This is a genomic window from Halosolutus sp. DAT137 (assembly GCF_059736405.1).
In genome coordinates this window covers 192,989-209,097 of sequence record NZ_JCAQID010000003.1, presented here as the reverse complement: position 1 = coordinate 209,097, position 16,109 = coordinate 192,989, and the positions used below count along the sequence as shown (strand labels likewise).

General features: G+C 64.8%; 15 protein-coding genes. 1 reads left to right on the top strand and 14 read right to left on the bottom strand.

Translation table 11 applies throughout. The annotated features are described in order from the left end of the window. Nucleotides 1–8: 8 nt before the first annotated feature. Genes AC6I6L_RS08420 through AC6I6L_RS08410 form a run of 3 tightly spaced genes read right to left on the bottom strand, consistent with a single transcriptional unit; the run spans nucleotide 9 to nucleotide 3,429 of the window. On the bottom strand, nucleotides 9–515 hold the full coding sequence (locus AC6I6L_RS08420) for a DUF7519 family protein (RefSeq protein WP_497917301.1): 507 nt from the start codon (nucleotides 513–515) through the stop codon (nucleotides 9–11). Beyond that, a complete protein-coding gene (locus AC6I6L_RS08415; protein WP_497917300.1) occupies nucleotides 512–2,530 on the bottom strand; it encodes a DUF58 domain-containing protein in 2,019 nt (672 codons plus the stop codon). Before AC6I6L_RS08415 ends, AC6I6L_RS08420 begins: the two co-directional genes overlap by 4 nt. Beyond that, the gene (locus tag AC6I6L_RS08410) at nucleotides 2,527–3,429 is read right to left on the bottom strand and encodes a DUF4129 domain-containing protein (protein ID WP_497917299.1); all 903 of its coding nucleotides are present in this window, start codon (nucleotides 3,427–3,429) and stop codon (nucleotides 2,527–2,529) included. Before AC6I6L_RS08410 ends, AC6I6L_RS08415 begins: the two co-directional genes overlap by 4 nt. 361 nt (nucleotides 3,430–3,790) lie before the next feature. Between AC6I6L_RS08410 and AC6I6L_RS08405 the strand changes: the two genes are divergently transcribed. After that, entirely contained in the window at nucleotides 3,791–6,433 is a 2,643-nt protein-coding gene (locus tag AC6I6L_RS08405; protein ID WP_497917298.1) for an ATP-binding protein, read from the top strand. A gap of 117 nt (nucleotides 6,434–6,550) precedes the next feature. Here AC6I6L_RS08405 and AC6I6L_RS08400 read toward each other — a convergent pair whose 3' ends face one another. The 11 genes from AC6I6L_RS08400 to lysW all read right to left on the bottom strand — a co-directional run bounded on the left by AC6I6L_RS08400 (nucleotide 6,551) and on the right by lysW (nucleotide 16,061). After that, nucleotides 6,551–7,450, bottom strand: coding sequence for a transcription initiation factor IIB (locus tag AC6I6L_RS08400; protein ID WP_497917297.1), 900 nt, complete (start codon nucleotides 7,448–7,450; stop codon nucleotides 6,551–6,553). A 133-nt stretch (nucleotides 7,451–7,583) separates the two neighbouring features. Beyond that, nucleotides 7,584–7,919: a hypothetical protein gene (locus AC6I6L_RS08395; protein ID WP_497917296.1), complete on the bottom strand. Its 336-nt coding sequence runs from the start codon at nucleotides 7,917–7,919 to the stop codon at nucleotides 7,584–7,586. A gap of 122 nt (nucleotides 7,920–8,041) precedes the next feature. Further along, nucleotides 8,042–9,301 (bottom strand): threonine synthase, encoded by a 1,260-nt coding sequence (thrC, locus tag AC6I6L_RS08390; RefSeq protein WP_497917295.1) that lies wholly within the window; start codon nucleotides 9,299–9,301, stop codon nucleotides 8,042–8,044. A 52-nt stretch (nucleotides 9,302–9,353) separates the two neighbouring features. Then, complete coding sequence (locus AC6I6L_RS08385; protein ID WP_497917294.1) at nucleotides 9,354–9,752, bottom strand: helix-turn-helix domain-containing protein; 399 nt, start codon at nucleotides 9,750–9,752, stop codon at nucleotides 9,354–9,356. Nucleotides 9,753–9,858: 106 nt separating this feature from the next. After that, entirely contained in the window at nucleotides 9,859–10,788 is a 930-nt protein-coding gene (gene argF, locus AC6I6L_RS08380; RefSeq protein WP_497917293.1) for an ornithine carbamoyltransferase, read from the bottom strand. Nucleotides 10,789–10,817: 29 nt separating this feature from the next. Then, nucleotides 10,818–11,888 (bottom strand): [LysW]-lysine hydrolase, encoded by a 1,071-nt coding sequence (locus tag AC6I6L_RS08375; RefSeq protein ID WP_497917292.1) that lies wholly within the window; start codon nucleotides 11,886–11,888, stop codon nucleotides 10,818–10,820. Beyond that, nucleotides 11,885–13,036 (bottom strand): aspartate aminotransferase family protein, encoded by a 1,152-nt coding sequence (locus AC6I6L_RS08370; RefSeq protein ID WP_497917291.1) that lies wholly within the window; start codon nucleotides 13,034–13,036, stop codon nucleotides 11,885–11,887. Before AC6I6L_RS08370 ends, AC6I6L_RS08375 begins: the two co-directional genes overlap by 4 nt. Then, nucleotides 13,033–13,896 (bottom strand): acetylglutamate/acetylaminoadipate kinase, encoded by an 864-nt coding sequence (locus AC6I6L_RS08365; RefSeq protein ID WP_497917290.1) that lies wholly within the window; start codon nucleotides 13,894–13,896, stop codon nucleotides 13,033–13,035. Before AC6I6L_RS08365 ends, AC6I6L_RS08370 begins: the two co-directional genes overlap by 4 nt. 1 nt (nucleotide 13,897) lies before the next feature. Further along, nucleotides 13,898–14,974, bottom strand: coding sequence for an N-acetyl-gamma-glutamyl-phosphate reductase (argC, locus tag AC6I6L_RS08360; RefSeq protein ID WP_497917289.1), 1,077 nt, complete (start codon nucleotides 14,972–14,974; stop codon nucleotides 13,898–13,900). Next, nucleotides 14,974–15,900: a lysine biosynthesis protein LysX gene (gene lysX / locus AC6I6L_RS08355; RefSeq protein WP_497917288.1), complete on the bottom strand. Its 927-nt coding sequence runs from the start codon at nucleotides 15,898–15,900 to the stop codon at nucleotides 14,974–14,976. Before lysX ends, argC begins: the two co-directional genes overlap by 1 nt. Then, entirely contained in the window at nucleotides 15,897–16,061 is a 165-nt protein-coding gene (gene lysW / locus AC6I6L_RS08350; RefSeq protein ID WP_005554620.1) for a lysine biosynthesis protein LysW, read from the bottom strand. Before lysW ends, lysX begins: the two co-directional genes overlap by 4 nt. Nucleotides 16,062–16,109: the final 48 nt, after the last annotated feature.

Below are 16,109 nucleotides of genomic sequence, written 5' to 3'. Positions count from 1 at the left end.
GACCAGCGTCATCGATCGTCACCGTGAACGATCGCGGTGAGGAGGACGACAGTCGCGAGGATCAACAACAGAAGCGCCGATAGCGGCTGTCCGCCGGTCGCGCTCGTATAGAGCACGCCGCCGATCGCCACCGTGAGAAGGCCGACGCCCGAACTCGCGACGATGTGGACCACTTCGAGTCGCCGCGTCGAGGCCGCGCGACCGAGCTGGCGGCCGAGACTGATCGCCGTGGTCCCGAAATCCCACGCCAGGACGGCACCGGTGACACCGAGGAGCACCGCCCAGACGGATGCTCCCTCGACGCCGGCGACGATCGCGCCCGCGAACAGTCCTGCACCCCCGAGTGTGACCGCAGACCGGCTCCGTCCGACGAGGCCGCCGAGAAGAATCGCGACGGCAAGCGCCCCGATTCCGAGTGCGTACCACGAGTAGAGTCCGATCGAGATCGACGCGCTGCTGGCCACGATACCCGCGGCGACGCTGCTCAAAATCGTTGGCGATCGATCGATCGTCATCGCCGCTCACGTGCCGTCGCCAGCACCTCGTCGATGGACGCCTCGGCCGGCCAGTCGACGACCGGGATACCCGCCTGCCGGAGATCCGTCGTGGCCACCGTTCGGTAGACGCGCATGAGCCGCTGGCCAGGCGTTCGATCGGCCGTCGGATCGGGACTGATAACCGTGGTCGCGTGTCCCCGAGCCTCGAACTGCCGGAGGCTCCGCACCGTCGATCGATCGCACAGCGGCGAGAAGACGATCAGCTGTGCGGCGTCGGGAAGCCGCCGGCGGAGCCGTCGTTTCCAGCCGAACGACACGCCGTCGGCAACGTCGGGGACGGTAGAAAACGCGGGGTCGGTCGCGAGGAGCGTCCGACCGCGGGCTCGATGCTCCCGTCCGGAAGCAGGCGGTAACCAGCAGTCTATCGACCCCATCGTTGCGATCCCAACGCGGTGGCCGTCGTCTACCAGCCGAGCGAAGACGCGCCGTGCGGCCTCGACCGATCGATCGACGGCGTGGTCCCCACCCGGCGGTGAGACGTACGCCGAGGATTGCACGTCGACGACCAGCACGACGATCGCCGCCCGTTCCTGACGAAACTCCAGCGTGGCGAGCTCGCCCGTTCGGGCCTGATGACGCCAGTCGATCTGACCCAGTGGGTCGCCAGGCTGGAACTGCCGAATGCTGTGGAACTCGATCCCCGCTCCGCCCGCGTCCGTCTCGACGGCACCGGTATACTGGCTCGCCTGAGCGCGAAGGGGAATCCGCTCTCGAGTCGGTTGCAGCGATGGAACGCAAGCGAGCGTCGACTGCGCCGCGAGAAACTGCTCCTGTTCGGTCGCGTTCGGAAGATTTCGTTCGATGGCGAGTGCCGGCTGAAACTCGTGTCGCCCCCGTCGGGCCGCGATCGTGTACGAAAACGAGACCGACTCGCCCGCACGTAGCGCGGTGCCACATCGGGGCGAGCCGCCGACGACGGACAGCGTCTCCGGCACGCCGTCGACCACGCGCAGATCGGGCACGAACCGGGACGAGTCGTTCGTGACCGTTACCGTCACCTCGATCTCCTCGCCGGGGTCGGGATCGTCGGCGTCGATCGATCGCTCGAGGGAGAGACCGGCGGGTTCGAGCGGGAACGAGCGAGCGTAGGCGGCGTAGCCGATGCCGACGATCGACGCGAGGAGAACGGCCGGCTGCTCGGCGAGCAACCCGACGCCGAGGGCGACGAACGCGACGAGGCTGACACCGCCCCAGTGGCGCGTCTCTCGTCGAACCCCGAGCGATGACCCCCGGCTCTCCTCACCCCCGGGCCGCCCCGAATCGGTCGACGCCGGAGTCGGTTCTCGTCGGTCCGCCCCGTTCGTCGATCGTCGCGCCCCGACTCCACCTCTCGTCGTTCGCGTCGTTCGATTCGACGCAGACCGCCCGATCGCTGATCGAACCCGCTGTCGGATCGTCTCGTCGCTCGCTCGGGTGAGAAACTGGACGCCCGCAACCTCCGCGATCGCGTCGACGGTCTGACGGATCCCGCGCCCGTATCGCGATTCGAGCGGCAGTCGGTCGCGAACGCGGCTGGGAAGCTGACGGGAGCGGGCGTCGGTGTCGCTGAGAAACGCGCTGGCGTGTGGATCGTCCGTCCACGTTCCGCGTTCGAGTCGTTTGCGCGCGTCTTCGGGTGAGCAGTTTTCGTACCGGGTAAGCACCGCGATCACTGCGGCTCGCAACCCCCTTCTGGTCCGGGGTCGTGAATAGACCGATCTGCCGTCGAGAAACTGCCTGAGCGTCGCGCCCAAATCGTCACCGGGAGTCGGCGTCCGAACCGTCGTCTCCGGGTCGGGCGTCGATGCCTGGACGAAACCGGTTTCGTCGCTCGATTTCCGGACGAAGTAGGCATAGCAGAGCACCAGTCCACCGACGAGGTAGACGGCGAACTCCCCGACCGGAACCGAAAGCGCGCCGGGAATCACCATCGCACCGATCGCGAGGGCAAAGAGGGCGAGACCGACGACGACCAGGCGGGTTCGTGCAGTCATTCGTCCCCAGCCCCGTACGTCCGTTCGATTCGTCGGAATACCCGAACGGCGCGGCGTTCCCGATTCTCGGTCGGTGTGTACGCCCCGTATCGAACGTCCTCGAACAGCCGCGTGAGTTCTCGCACGTCCTCGGGGTCCATCCCCGCGTCGACGGCAGCGGCGGCGAACTCACGCGGCGTGGTGGTCTCCGGCCGGGTCACGTCGAGACGATCGGTCATGTCCTGCCAGGCGCGGACGACGTCGTTGTCGGCATCGTCGCCGGCTTCGATCCGGTCGGCCGCCCGACCTGCCGCGCGGCCGATCGATTCCGTCTCGTCGATCCCGTCGGATTCCGCATCAGCGTCACTCTCACCCGCGCTCGCACCCAGTCGCACACTCGACGAGCGAGCGAGGACGAGGAGGACGCCGAGAAGGGCGACCGTGAACACAAAGAGAACGGCCGGCGGAACCGGGATCGTGTCGCCAGTGCCGACTCCCCCGCCGCTACCCTCGTCGAATCCACCATCGCCCATCGGCGCCGGCATCGCCTCACCGCCGATCGGAATCGAATCCGAAACGAGGGCCATCACGATCACCAGCAACGCGGTACAAACGGCGACGGCGACGAGCGTGGGGACGAAATCTCGCCAGTTCCGGAGGAGGGAGGCGAGGACGACGATCGCGATAACGATGAGCACGACTGCCAGAAGCTCGTGCAAAAACGGGATCTCGACGGCGTCGATCGGTCTGTCGGCTGGCGGCGGCGCCTGCCCGCCGGTTCCGTCACCCGAGCCGCCGCTGCCACCGACGCCGACGCTACTGTCCGGATCGACGGTCGATGGCAGCGTGGCCGCTGCCAGTGCGACTGCCAGGACGCCGACGGCTGCAACCACGGCGGCGATAACGGTTCGTCGGTCCACACTCGATCCTATCAGCGCTCCGGCGCTTATTGGTTCCGCAACGGGGCCTCGAACGGTCTCGGTCCGGCTCGCTGTCCCCGGTCCCGCCGCGGGGCAGCCAAAACACATTGGCTGTAGATACATACGCGAGAACCTGAAAGAAGGAGGTGCCACGCGAACCCCGCAGGGAATACGGGACGCGGCGTCAGAGGGGCTCTTGTAGCATGATGCCGCCGATCGCCGGCTCGGCACTGGCGATCAGCGGTAATTAACTACGATAGTCCCTCTCGCAGCTCGCCGGTACGAATCGTTCGACGTGGCCCCCTCACTTCCGGTCCGCTTTGCCACCATTTATACCCGATGCGGGCCGTAGAACAGTGCAATGGCGCAAGCGGGCAATTCTGAACTCGTCGACGCGTTCGAGCAGTTCTTCCGGAACTACTACGACAACGGGATCAAGCAGCTTGCCCAACGGTACCCCAACGAACAGCGATCGCTCCACGTCGACTGGCAGGATCTCTACCGGTTCGATCCCGACCTGGCCGACGACTTTCTGAACCAGCCCGAACAGCTCCAGCGCTACGCCGAAGAAGCGCTTCGCCTGTACGACCTCCCGATCGACGTGAGTCTCGGACAGGCCCACGTCCGGGTGACGAACCTTCCCGACACCGACTCGCCCGAGATCCGGGAGATCCGCGCGCGGGAAATGAACTCGCTCGTCCAGGTTCGGGGCATCGTCCGGAAGGCCACCGACGTCCGACCGAAAATCGAGGAGGCCGCCTTCGAGTGTCAGCTCTGTGGCACCCTTTCTCGAGTCCCGCAGTCCAGCGGCGACTTTCAGGAACCCCACGAGTGTCAGGGCTGTGAGCGACAGGGCCCCTTCCGGGTGAACTTCGACCAGTCGGAGTTCGTCGACTCACAGAAGCTCCGCGTCCAGGAAAGCCCCGAAGGGCTGCGCGGCGGGGAGACGCCCCAGTCGCTCGACGTCCACATCGAAGACGACATCACCGGCGAAGTCACGCCGGGCGACCACGTCTCCGCGACGGGCGTCCTCCGACTCGAACAGCAGGAAAATCAGGGCGAGAAGTCCCCCGTCTTCGATTTCTACATGGAGGGGATGTCGGTCGAGATCGACGAAGAGCAGTTCGAGGATATGAACATCAGCGAGGAGGACAAAAAGCAGATCTACGAAATCTCCAACGAAGACGACGTCTACGAACAGATGGTCGCCTCGATCGCGCCCTCGATCTACGGCTACGATCAGGAGAAACTCGCGATGATTCTCCAGCTGTTTTCGGGCGTCACGAAGCAGTTGCCCGACGGCTCTCGGATTCGAGGGGACTTGCATATGCTTCTGATCGGGGACCCTGGTACTGGCAAATGCGTTCACGGAGATACGAAGATTACGCTCGCGGACGGGCGAGATGTTCCTATTCGCGAGTTCGTCGAATCGAACCTCAACGACCCGAAACCGATCGATGATGGGTGGTGGGACGAGATTGATATCGAAGTGCCGTCACTTCGGGACAACGGTACGATCGCACCACAGCGGGCAACAAAAGTCTGGAAACGCGAGGCACCCGATCGGATGTATCGAATTCGGACTTCGAGCGGGCGGGAACTGGAAGTTACACCGTCACATCCGTTGTTCGTCCCAGCTATTGGAGGCGTTCATGCGATCCGTGCGGACGAGCTTGGAGTCGGAGACACAGTCGCTGTATCAGAGACGGCTCGAAACACGTCTGGCGAGTCATCACCCGCTACCGGCGCACTGGCCGATGGGGGAGTCGCGATCGAACCCACCGTCGACACCGATCGGATCGCGTCAATCGACGAACTCGAACCCGACTACGACTGGGTATACGACCTCGAAGTCGAGGGGACACATAATTACATCTCGAACGGCGTCATCTCCCACAACTCCCAGATGCTGAGCTATATCAAGAATATCGCTCCACGGGCCGTCTACACCTCTGGCAAAGGATCGTCCTCGGCAGGGCTTACCGCAGCCGCTGTGCGCGACGACTTCGGCGACGGACAGCAGTGGACCCTCGAAGCGGGCGCGCTCGTTCTTGCTGACCAAGGTATCGCTGCGGTCGACGAACTCGATAAGATGCGATCGGAAGACCGGAGCGCCATGCACCAGGCTCTCGAGCAACAGGAAATCTCCGTCTCCAAGGCCGGCATCAACGCCACCCTCAAGTCCCGCTGTTCGCTGCTGGGCGCGGCGAACCCCAAGTACGGCCGGTTCGATCACTACGAACCGATCAGCGAGCAGATCGACCTCGAACCGGCGCTCATCAGCCGGTTCGACCTCATCTTCACGGTCACCGACGAACCCGACGAGGAGAAAGACCGCAACCTCGCAGAGCACATCATCACGACCAACTACGCCGGCGAACTGACGACCCAGCGCGAGCAGATGCCCGCCCTCGACGTCGGCGCCGAGGAGATCGAGGAGATGACCGATCAGGTCGACCCCGAGATCGACGCCGAACTGCTACGCAAGTACATCGCCTTCTCGAAGCAGAACTGCCACCCGCGGATGACCGAGGCTGCCCGGAACGCGATCCGGGACTTCTACGTCGACCTCCGATCGAAAGGGACCGACGAGGACGCCCCGATACCCGTCACCGCCCGAAAGCTCGAGGCGCTGGTGCGGCTCTCGGAGGCCAGCGCCCGGGTCCGCCTCTCGGATACGGTCGAAGAACACGACGCCAACCGCGTCATCGAGATCGTTCGTTCCTGTCTGCAGGACATCGGCGTCGATCCCGAGACGGGCGAGTTCGACGCGGACATCGTCGAAGCCGGCACCTCGAAATCCCAGCGCGATCGGATCAAGAACCTCAAAGGACTCATCACCGATATCGAAGAGGAGTACGACGAGGGCGCGCCGATCGACATCGTCATGGAACGGGCCGAAGAGATCGGCATGGACCAGTCGAAAGCCGAACACGAAATCGAGAAACTCAAACAAAAAGGCGAGGTTTACGAGCCGAGTACGGACAATCTCCGAACGACGTAAGGGCCGCCCCCATCGTCGAATACTCGCCTCCCTTCTGCTCGCGTCGACTGGTCGATCGCGAGTCGAGTCGCTACTCGATCGTGAGTCCTCGTTCGACGGAGAATCCACACCGCCGCGTTACAGTTCTTTGATCGCCGTAACCGTCGATCGAATCGTCACCGGTGCGACATCTGCAACCGCAGCAGCGTCGGCCTGCGTCACGGACGGATCAGCACCCCGCTCGTGTGCAGCCCGGTAAAGACAGCCCGCGGCGACGCCGCTCGGATTGCGGCCGCCGATCGCGCGGGCCTCGAACAACGCCTCGAGATACTCCTGGGCTCGTCGCTCGACGGCCCGTCCCAGATCGAGTTCCGAAGCGTAGCGCGGCAGGTACTGCGACGGATCGATCGGGCCGGTTGGTAGGCCCAGTTCACGGTTTAGGGCGTCGTAGGCGGCCTTCAATTCGTCGGCGTCCGCACGCGCGACCGCGGTAATCTCGTCGACCGTCCGGGCGTTCGATCGCGTTCGACAGGTGGCGTAGATCGCTGCGGCAGCGAACCCCTCCAGTGAGCGGCCCTGGAACAGTCCTTCTGACTGGGCCGACTTGAACAGTGTACACGACTGCTCGCGAAACGAATCCGAAAGGGACAGCCGGGCGGTGACGCGCTTGATCTCGGTAAAGCCGTAGGCCTGGTTTCGATCGGCCTTCGTCGAGATTCGCGCCCGATTGTGTTCCCGCCGGAGGCGGGCGATCTGGCGCCGTTTTCGTCCCGTGATTCGTGTCTTCGATTTGAAACCACTGCCGGTTCCGTAGCCGATCTCCGTCGAAAGCCCGCGATCGTGTCGGGAGCGCGTCAGCGGTGCCCCGGTTCGCCGCGGGTCGGTCTCACCGTCGCTAAACGACCGCCACTCGGGACCGCGATCGATCGCGTCTTCGTCGCAGATGAGTCCACATTCCTCGCAGATAGCCTCCGTATCCACCCGTCGTACTTTCCCCTCGCACTCGGGGCAGAGTCGTGATAAGTCCCCACTAACCATTGGTAATTTTCCTTCCCAGTTTAGTTGGGCCCTACGATCATATTTAAACTATCGGTATCACTAAAATAACGAGGGTGGGACCGAATCGATCGGTGGGATGAGTCCCACGTACGCTGATCACAATGTCGAAATACTATCGACTGCCAGCAATCAGGCGACGTACCACGTTGGCCAGTCTTCCGCTCGGTTGCGGAGGAGTGACGCTCGGTTCCGATCGTTCCGCGAGCAGGCGTTCGTACTGAGTGACGATCGACTGACAGCGACGCTCGCTGGCGACGAGTTCGCGTTCGAGGGCGGCGACCTGCATGCGCAAGCGAACGCGTTCGACGCGGACCGGGAGCGGGTCTCGGGAGTCGGTTACTGACGGGTCGATCGACGGCACGTCGACCCGCGAGGCGACGGATTCGGTGTCGGTTCTGGAGGTCGGTCGGCGGGACAGTGAATCGCCGGATCGTTGCTCGGCGGACATGCTCCAAGGGGCACCGTCCGGAGTGAAAAAGGTCAGTCAGTCGGGCGTCAGACGGGACAGACAGGCGTCAGACGGGACGTGAGGGAGGTCATGTCCCGCGATCACGATCGATCGCGACCGGCCTACCCCTGCAGGTGATCGATGACGCCGTCGGTATCGGCCGGCACCGGCTCCGGATCGCTGCCCGCAGCGGCGGCGGCGTCGGGGTCTTTGAGCAGATGGCCAGTCGTCAGGCAGGCGACGCGTTCGTCGTCGTCGACGACTCCCGTGGCGCGGAGTTTACGCAGTCCCGCCACGGACGCCGCGGAGGCGGGTTCGACGCCGATTCCCTCTTCGGCAAGGTCGCGCTGGGCGTCGGTGATCTCCTCGTCGGAGACCGCGATCGCCGTGCCGCCGGTCTCGCGAATGCCCGGCAAGGCTTTCGGGGCGTTGACCGGATTTCCGATGCGGATCGCGGTCGCCCGCGTCTCGACGTCCTCCCAGCGCCGGACCTCGTCGGCCCCGTTCTCAATCGCCTCGACCATCGGGGCGGCTCCCTCGGCCTGGACGCCGGTGAGCTTCGGCACCTCGCTCGGGTCGAGCGCACCCGCCTGAACGAGTTCGCGAAACGCCTTGTACAGCGCCGAGGTGTTGCCCGCGTTGCCCACCGGAAGGACGATCCTGTCGGGGAACGCCCCGTAATCGTCGCGGAACTCCTCGAGAATTTCGAGACCGATCGTCTTCTGGCCCTCCAGTCGGAACGGGTTCAGCGAGTTGAGCAGGTAGGCCTCGCCTTCGGCCGCGAGTTCCTGTACGATGTCGAGACAGGCGTCGAAGTTCCCGTCGACTTCGAGAATGCGCGCGCCGTGGAGGCTCGCCTGGGCGATCTTGCCCGCGGCGACTTTCCCCGCCGGAAGGAGCACGAGCGTCTCCATCCCGCCGCGGGAGCCGTAGGCCGCCAGCGCAGCGCTGGTGTTGCCCGTCGAGGCACACGCCAGCCGATCGACGCCGAGTTCTTGTGCGACCCTGACGCCGACGGTCATCCCGCGGTCTTTGAACGAGCCGGTCGGGTTCATCCCCTCGTGTTTGATCCGCAGCGCCTCGACACCGACGTCTTCTTCGAGACGTGGCACCTCGTACAGCGGCGTCGCCCCCTCCTGGGTCGTCACGCCTTCCTCGAACGGGAGCGCGGCGGCGTAGCGCCAGACGCCCTGACCCTCGAAGTCCTCGAACGTCGGGAGGTCGGCGTAGCGCACCTCAAGTAAGCCGTCGTCTTCGTCGCAGGTGTAGCGTACCTCCTCAAAGGGAGCGTACGTGGCACCGCACTCGATACACTCGAGCCAGACGCCGTCGACGGCGTCGTCCGGCACGTCCGGCTGCACAGCAGTGAGACTGAGACTCATTATCCGGCGAGAAGGCCGGCAGCACAAAAAGGTCGCGGGTTCGATTCGAGGCTCATTCCCCGCGTCGATCGCGCCGTTCGCCGTCGAACTCCTCGATGACCTCGTGTACCGTCTCCGTCCAGGCGTCCAGTGCCTCGTGGAGCACCGTTTTCGCTTCGGGCAGCGAGATCGCAGTGTACTGGTAGACGTATCCCCCGCCGTCCAGCAAGCGGCGCTCCCGGTGGACGAGTTCCCGCTCCTGCAGCGCCGACAGCGCCCGATTGACCGTGCTCCGATCGCGGTCGAGGATATCCGCGAGTTCCGCGATCGTACTGCCGGGATACTCACACAGGACTAGATACGTCCGCGTCTCGTGGTCCTCGATGCCGAACACGCAACTCATCACGTTCTCGAACGCCGGATTCGACTGCTCCATCAACTCTCCGAGTCGGTGCTGTGGACCGTCGGACATGCGTCGGCATACGGTCGGTCAGTACAAATACTCGGTCACTCCGTCGCCCGGTTTTCGGAACCGTTCGGGGCGAGCCGAAAGCCTCACGCGGTACCGCGAACCAGTATCATTCCAGCAGCCAACTCAACAGCGCCTTTTGCGCGTGTAACCGGTTTTCCGCCTGCTCGAAGACGACCGATCGATCGCTCTCGATGACGGCGTCGGTGATCTCCTCGCCGCGGTGGGCCGGCAGACAGTGCATGACCGACGGGTCGTCGCCGTGGTCGAGAAGGTCGGTACAGACCTGGAATCCCTCGAAATCGTTCATCCGGACGTCGCGTTCGTCCTCCTGGCCCATGCTGATCCAGACATCGGTGTAGATGATGTCGGCGTTCGTCGCCGCCTCGATCGGGTCCGTCGTGACTGTCGGCTCGCCGCCGAGTTCGCGGGTGCGATCGAGCACGTCCTCGTCGATGCCGTACCCCGCCGGCGTCGCGACCGTCAGATCGAGGTCGGTCAGGGCGGCACCGATCGCGAGCGACTGGGCGACGTTGTTTCCGTCGCCGATCCACGCGACGGAGACGTCCTCGAAGCCGCCTTCCAGTTCGCGGATCGTCAGCAGGTCCGCGAGCGTCTGGCAGGGGTGAGCGTCGTCGGTGAGCCCGTTGACGATCGGCACCGACGAGTACTCCGCGAGCACCTCGATGTTTTCGTGTTTGAACACGCGGGCCATCACCGCGTCGACGTACCGGGAGAGCGCACGCGAGGTGTCTTTCAGGGGTTCGCCGCGACCTAGCTGGAGGTCGTCCTCGCCGAGGAAGATCGCGTGGCCGCCCAGCTGGGTCATTCCGGTCTCGAAGGAGACTCGCGTCCGGGTGCTCGCCTTCTGAAAGAGCATCCCTAGCGTCTCGCCGGGCAGGTCGGCGTGGTCCTCGCCGGCATCGATCGCTCGTTTGTACGCCTCGGCCCTGTCTAAGACCGCGAACAGTTCGTCCTCGGTGAGATCGTCGACGTCGAGGAAATGTCTCGGTCGTCCGTCGTCGGTATCTGTCGTCATGATCTGTAAAGTGTGTGAAAATTGTGTGTTCAGTTCTCGCTGAGCGTTCGCGAGACGCGTTCCAGGATCGACACGGACTGGTCGAACTCCGACAGCGAAAGGCGCTCGTCGGGCGCGTGATCGAGGTCGGAATTCCCGGGACCGTACGTGACCATCGGACAGTCCCACGCCCCCGCGTAGATGTTCATGTCGCTGGTTCCGGTCTTTCGCACCAGGCGCGGGTCGTCGCCTTCCTCGCGGATGGCGACCCGGAACGCCCGGGCGACCTCCGTGCGCGGACTCGTCATCACGGGCGGGACCTTGTCCTTCCAGGTCACGGTCCCGACCTCGAGTTCTGCTTCCGCGGCTTCGCGGACGGTCCCGACGTCGAGGGAGGGCGGAACGCGCAACTGGACGTCCATCGTCGTCTCGACCGAGAGACCGTCGTCGCTGACGCCGCCTTCGATGTCGACCGGCTTGGTCGTCACCTGCTCGAAGACCGGTTCGTACTCGTCACCCTCGAAGTGGGTCTCGACAGCGGACCACCAGCGGACGGCGTGCTGGATCGCATTCGGGTCCGGCCGGGAGGTGTGGCCGGACTCGCTGGTCGCGACGTACGTGCCGGCGATCAGTCCGCGATAGCCCAGCGTGATCCCGTTCGCTCCGGAAGGCTCGCCGTTGACGACGGCGTCCGGTTCGTCCTCCCGGTCGTCGACGAGGTAGCGCGACCCCTTCGAGTCGACTTCCTCGCCGACGACGCCGACGAAGGAGACGCCGGTTCGGACGGCGGCAACCGCCATCGCGGCGAGTGGCCCCGTCGCGTCGACGCTGCCACGCCCCCAGAGGATCTCGTCGTCGCCCGTTTCTTCGACTTCGACGGGAATGTCCCCCGGAACGGTGTCGATGTGCGAGGTCAACAACACGGCGTCGTCCGCCGGCGCGCGGACGTTCCCGACCGCGTCGATCCAGACCTCCCGATCGTGGGCCTCGAAGAAATCGACGAGTCGTTTGGCCGCTTTCCGCTCCTCGCGGGTCGGTGAGGGGATCGAGACGAGGTCGATCAGCAGCTCTCGGGCTTCCGAAAGCGAGACGGCCGTCGGGTCGCTCGTGCTCGCGTTCATGATTCGGGATCGTCGGGTGCGATAACCGCGCCCAGCGCCTCCACGAGGTGGTCCGCCGTCGCTTCGTCGATCACGAGCGGCGGCAGCAAGCGCAGGACGGTTCGACCCGCCGGCAGCGCCAGCACCTGGTAGTCGATCGCCAGGTCGCGGGCGACGCGATTCGCGCCGCGTTTCAACTCGATACCGATCAGCAGGCCCTCGCCGCGGATTTCGCGCACCTCGTCACCGAGTTCGGCCTCGAGTTCGGTCACGAGATAGTCGCCCATCGCGGCGGCGTGGGCGGGCCACTCCTCCTCGACGATCGTCGAGACGGTTGCATGAACCGCGGCAGAGACGACCGGGCCGCCGCTGAACGTGGCGTTGTGGGAAGCCGCGCCGTCGGCGATCCAGTCACGAACCGCGACGCCGCCAACGGGCAGGCCGTTGCCGAGTCCCTTCGCCGTCGTCAGCACGTCGGGCGTGACGTCCGCGTGCTCGCAAGCCCACATTTCGCCGGTCCGTCCCATCCCGGTCTGGACTTCGTCCAGCACGAGCGCCGCGCCGGCGTCGTCGGTACACTCACGAGCAGTCTCGAGGTAGCCCGCAGGCGGGACGTTAATGCCACCTTCGCCCTGAATCGGTTCGAGGATCACGGCTGCAGTCTCGTCGTCGACGGCGGCCGCAAGTTCCTCGCCGTCGCCGTAAGGGACGAACTCGATGTCGCCAGCCAGTGGCTCGAATGGCTTTTTGTACTTGTCTTTCCACGTCGCCGCGAGCGAGCCCATCGTCCGTCCGTGGAACGATCGCGTCGCGGCGACGATCTTCGAATCGCCGGTCGCAGACCGGGCGAACTTCAGCGCGGCCTCGTTGGCTTCGGTGCCGGAGTTACAGAACCAGGCCTGATCCAGGCCGTCGGGCGTGGCCGCGACGAGTGCGGCGTAGGCGTTCTCGCGGGCCTGGACGGGATAAGAGGAGTCGACGAACGTCAGTTTGCCAACCTGCTCCTGGACGGCCTCGACGACCGCCGGGTGGCTGTGTCCGAGTGGCGTACACGCGTAACTCGCACCGGCGTCGACGTACTCCGTGCCGCCTGCGGTGTAGAGGTACGGCCCCTCGCCGCGCTCGATCCCGATCGGTTTGCCGCCGGAGACGAAGTCGTGATCGCTCATTGCGTGGCCTCCGTTTCTGTTTCCGCGGCGGCGAGTGCGCCAGGTTCGATCGTCGTCCCGTCGCCGTCGAGCGCACTCGTAATGGGTGCGTCGGCGTTCGCCGTGGCGACGATCACCGAGGACGCACCCCCTTCGAGGGCTTCCTCGGCGGCCATGACTTTCTTGGTCATGAACCCTTCTGCGGCGTCTTTGACGGCTGCAAACGCCTCCGGCGTGGCAGCCGAGTCGATTCGCGTCGACTCGTCGTCGGGGTCCTCGTAGATGCCCGAGACGTCGGTCAACACGACCAGATCCGCCCCGATCGCGCCGGCGATCGCAGCGGCGGACCGATCGGCGTCGGAGTTGACCGCGGTGTAGCCGCCGTCTTTCTCCCTGCCGAGTACCGGGACCGAGACGACGGGCGTATAGCCGCCCGAAAGCAGCGTCTCGAGTAAGTCGGCGTTGACCGACTCGATCGTCCCGGAGTGGTCGCCGCGTTTGATCTTCTTCTTGCCGTCTTCTTTGACGCGGATGGCGGATTTGCGCTTGCCTTCGAGGAGTTTCCCGTCGGTGCCAGAGAGGCCGATCGCGTTGACGCCCTCGTTGTGCAGCGACTCGACGAGGTCGGTATTGAGTTTGCCCGGCATTACCATCTTGAAGACGTCCATGGTGCGTTCGTCGGTAAAGCGCCCAACCACTCCTCCGGGAGTCTCGACGTAGGTAGGTTCCTCGCCGAGTTCTTCTAAGGTCTCGTCGACGGCGGTCGAGCCGCCGTGAACGACGACGACCTGCTCGCCGTCGGCGACGAGGCTCGCAACGTCTACGAGTGCCCCTTTGGGATCGACGGCGCGAGCACCGCCGATTTTGACGACAACTGCCATCTCAGGGTGCCCCCACGGGATGGAGTCCCGTAAATTCGAGTCCGGCCGTCTCTTCGAGGCCGAGTGCGATGTTCGCGGCGTGGACCGCCTGTCCCGCCGATCCCTTCATCATGTTGTCGATCGCCGAAAAGACGACGATGCGCTTGTTCGAGGGATCGAGTTCGAAGCCGACCTCCGCGAGGTTGGTTCCGGCGACCGCCTTCGGCTCGGGATAGCGGTAGACGCCGGAGCCGCCGGCGGCCATCCGGACGAAGGGTTCGTCCTCGTACGCGCCGCGATAGGCTTTCCAGAGTTCGCCCTTCGAGACGGGACCGTCGGGGAAGACGTGGCCCGTCGCGCTTGCGCCGCGGATCATATCCACGGCGTGACACGTGAACGAGACGCTCGTGTCGAGCCACTGCTCGATCTCGGCTTCGTGGCGGTGGCCCGTCGGTGCGTAGGGGCGGACGACGCCCGATCGCTCGGGGTGGCTCGAGGCCTCGCCGCCGCCCGCACCGCCTTCCGAGGAGCCGACTTTCACGTCGACGACGATCTGTTCCCCGCCATCGAGAATGCCGCCCTCGAACAGCGGATAGAGTCCGAGGATGGTCGCGGTGGCGTTACAGCCGCCGCCGGCGATGAGTTCCGCGCTGGGCAGGTTGTCGCGATTGATTTCGGGAAGCGCGTACTCCGCCTTCTGGAGGTACTCGGGCGCGTCGTGGCCGTCGTACCACTCGTCGTACTGGTCTTCGGTGGCCAACCGGAAGTCTGCCGAGAGGTCCACGACGGTGTCCGCCATCTCGAAAAAGTCGTCGATCTGTCCCATCGAAACGCCGTGTGGCGTTGCCGCGAACAGGACGTCGACGCTCTCGAGATCCTCGGGTTCGGTAAACCGCAGATCCGTGCCCCGCAACGGCGGGTGGACGGAGCCGACGCTCTTGCCGGCTTTCGATCGACTCGTGACCTCGACGAGTTCGAAATTCGGGTGGCCGGCGAGCAGACGGAGCAGTTCCCCGCCCGTAAAGCCGGACCCACCGATAACGGTCGCAGTAACCGTTTCGGCGTTCTCGTCGGCGCTGACGTCGGTTTCGATCGCCATCAGGCGGTCACCTCGAGTTCGTCGTCGGCCGCGGCCGCCTTCTCCTCGAGCCAGTCGACGACGGTGCCGGCGATGTCGGTCTCGACGGCCCCGTCGAGGGCCTTGAACTCGACGGTGTGGTTGACTTCGTGGACGGTGTACCGCTGGCCAGACTCCGGCTGGCTGCCCTCCGAGTGTGACTTGGAGGCGTCTTCAGTTTCCATCAGGTCGATACCGAGCAGGCCGCCGCCGACGGCGTCGCTCGCTTTCCCGACGAGGTCGCGGGCCTCGTTATCGATCTCGAAGACGTCCGTCTCCGCACCCTTGGCCGCGTTCGTGATCCAGTGGTCCGACGATCGGACCATCCCGGCGATCGGTTCGCCGTCGATCGCGAGCACGCGGATGTCACGTCCCGGTTTCTCGACGAACTCCTGGACGTAGAACACCTTGTGCTCGTAGTGGCCGAGGGTGGCCTTGTGTTCGAGGATGGCCTCGGCGGCGTCCGGAGAATCGATCTTGGCCATCAGGCGGCCCCAGGAGCCGACGACGGGTTTGAGGACGCAGGGGTAGCCGAAGTCCTCGATCGCCTCCATCGCGGATTCTTTCGTGAATGCGACTTTCGTCGCGGGCGTCGGGACGCCCGCCTGCTCGAGCGCGAGGCTATTTTTCACCTTGTCCGCACAGATGTCAGCCGTCTCGTGGCTGTTGACGACGGGAATCCCGTAGGCCTCGAAGAACTGCGTGGCGTACAGGCTCCGACTCGTGGCGAGACAGCGATCGACGACGATGTCGAGATCAGCGAACGCCTCGGGAGCCTCACCGATGTCGAACGTCTGTTTGCGGACGTCGATCTTCTCGATCTCGTGATCGCGCTCGCGAAGCTCGCTGAGCAGGAGCTTCTCGTCTTTGCGAATTCGGGAATAGAGTATTCCTATTTGCAAGGTCACTCACCCCAGTCCTCTTCGAGCTCCGGGGCTCGCTCGAGGACTGGCGGCTCGGTGTCGACGACTTCAAGCTCTGCTCCACAGGTCGTACAGTCGACGATCTCTCCAACTTCCAGATCGTCGTGCAGGGAAACTTCAGCCCCACACTCGACGCATTCGGTCATTGTACCTGTATCTGAGAGGGGGATTCCCTTAAAGCCTTCGGAATTAAC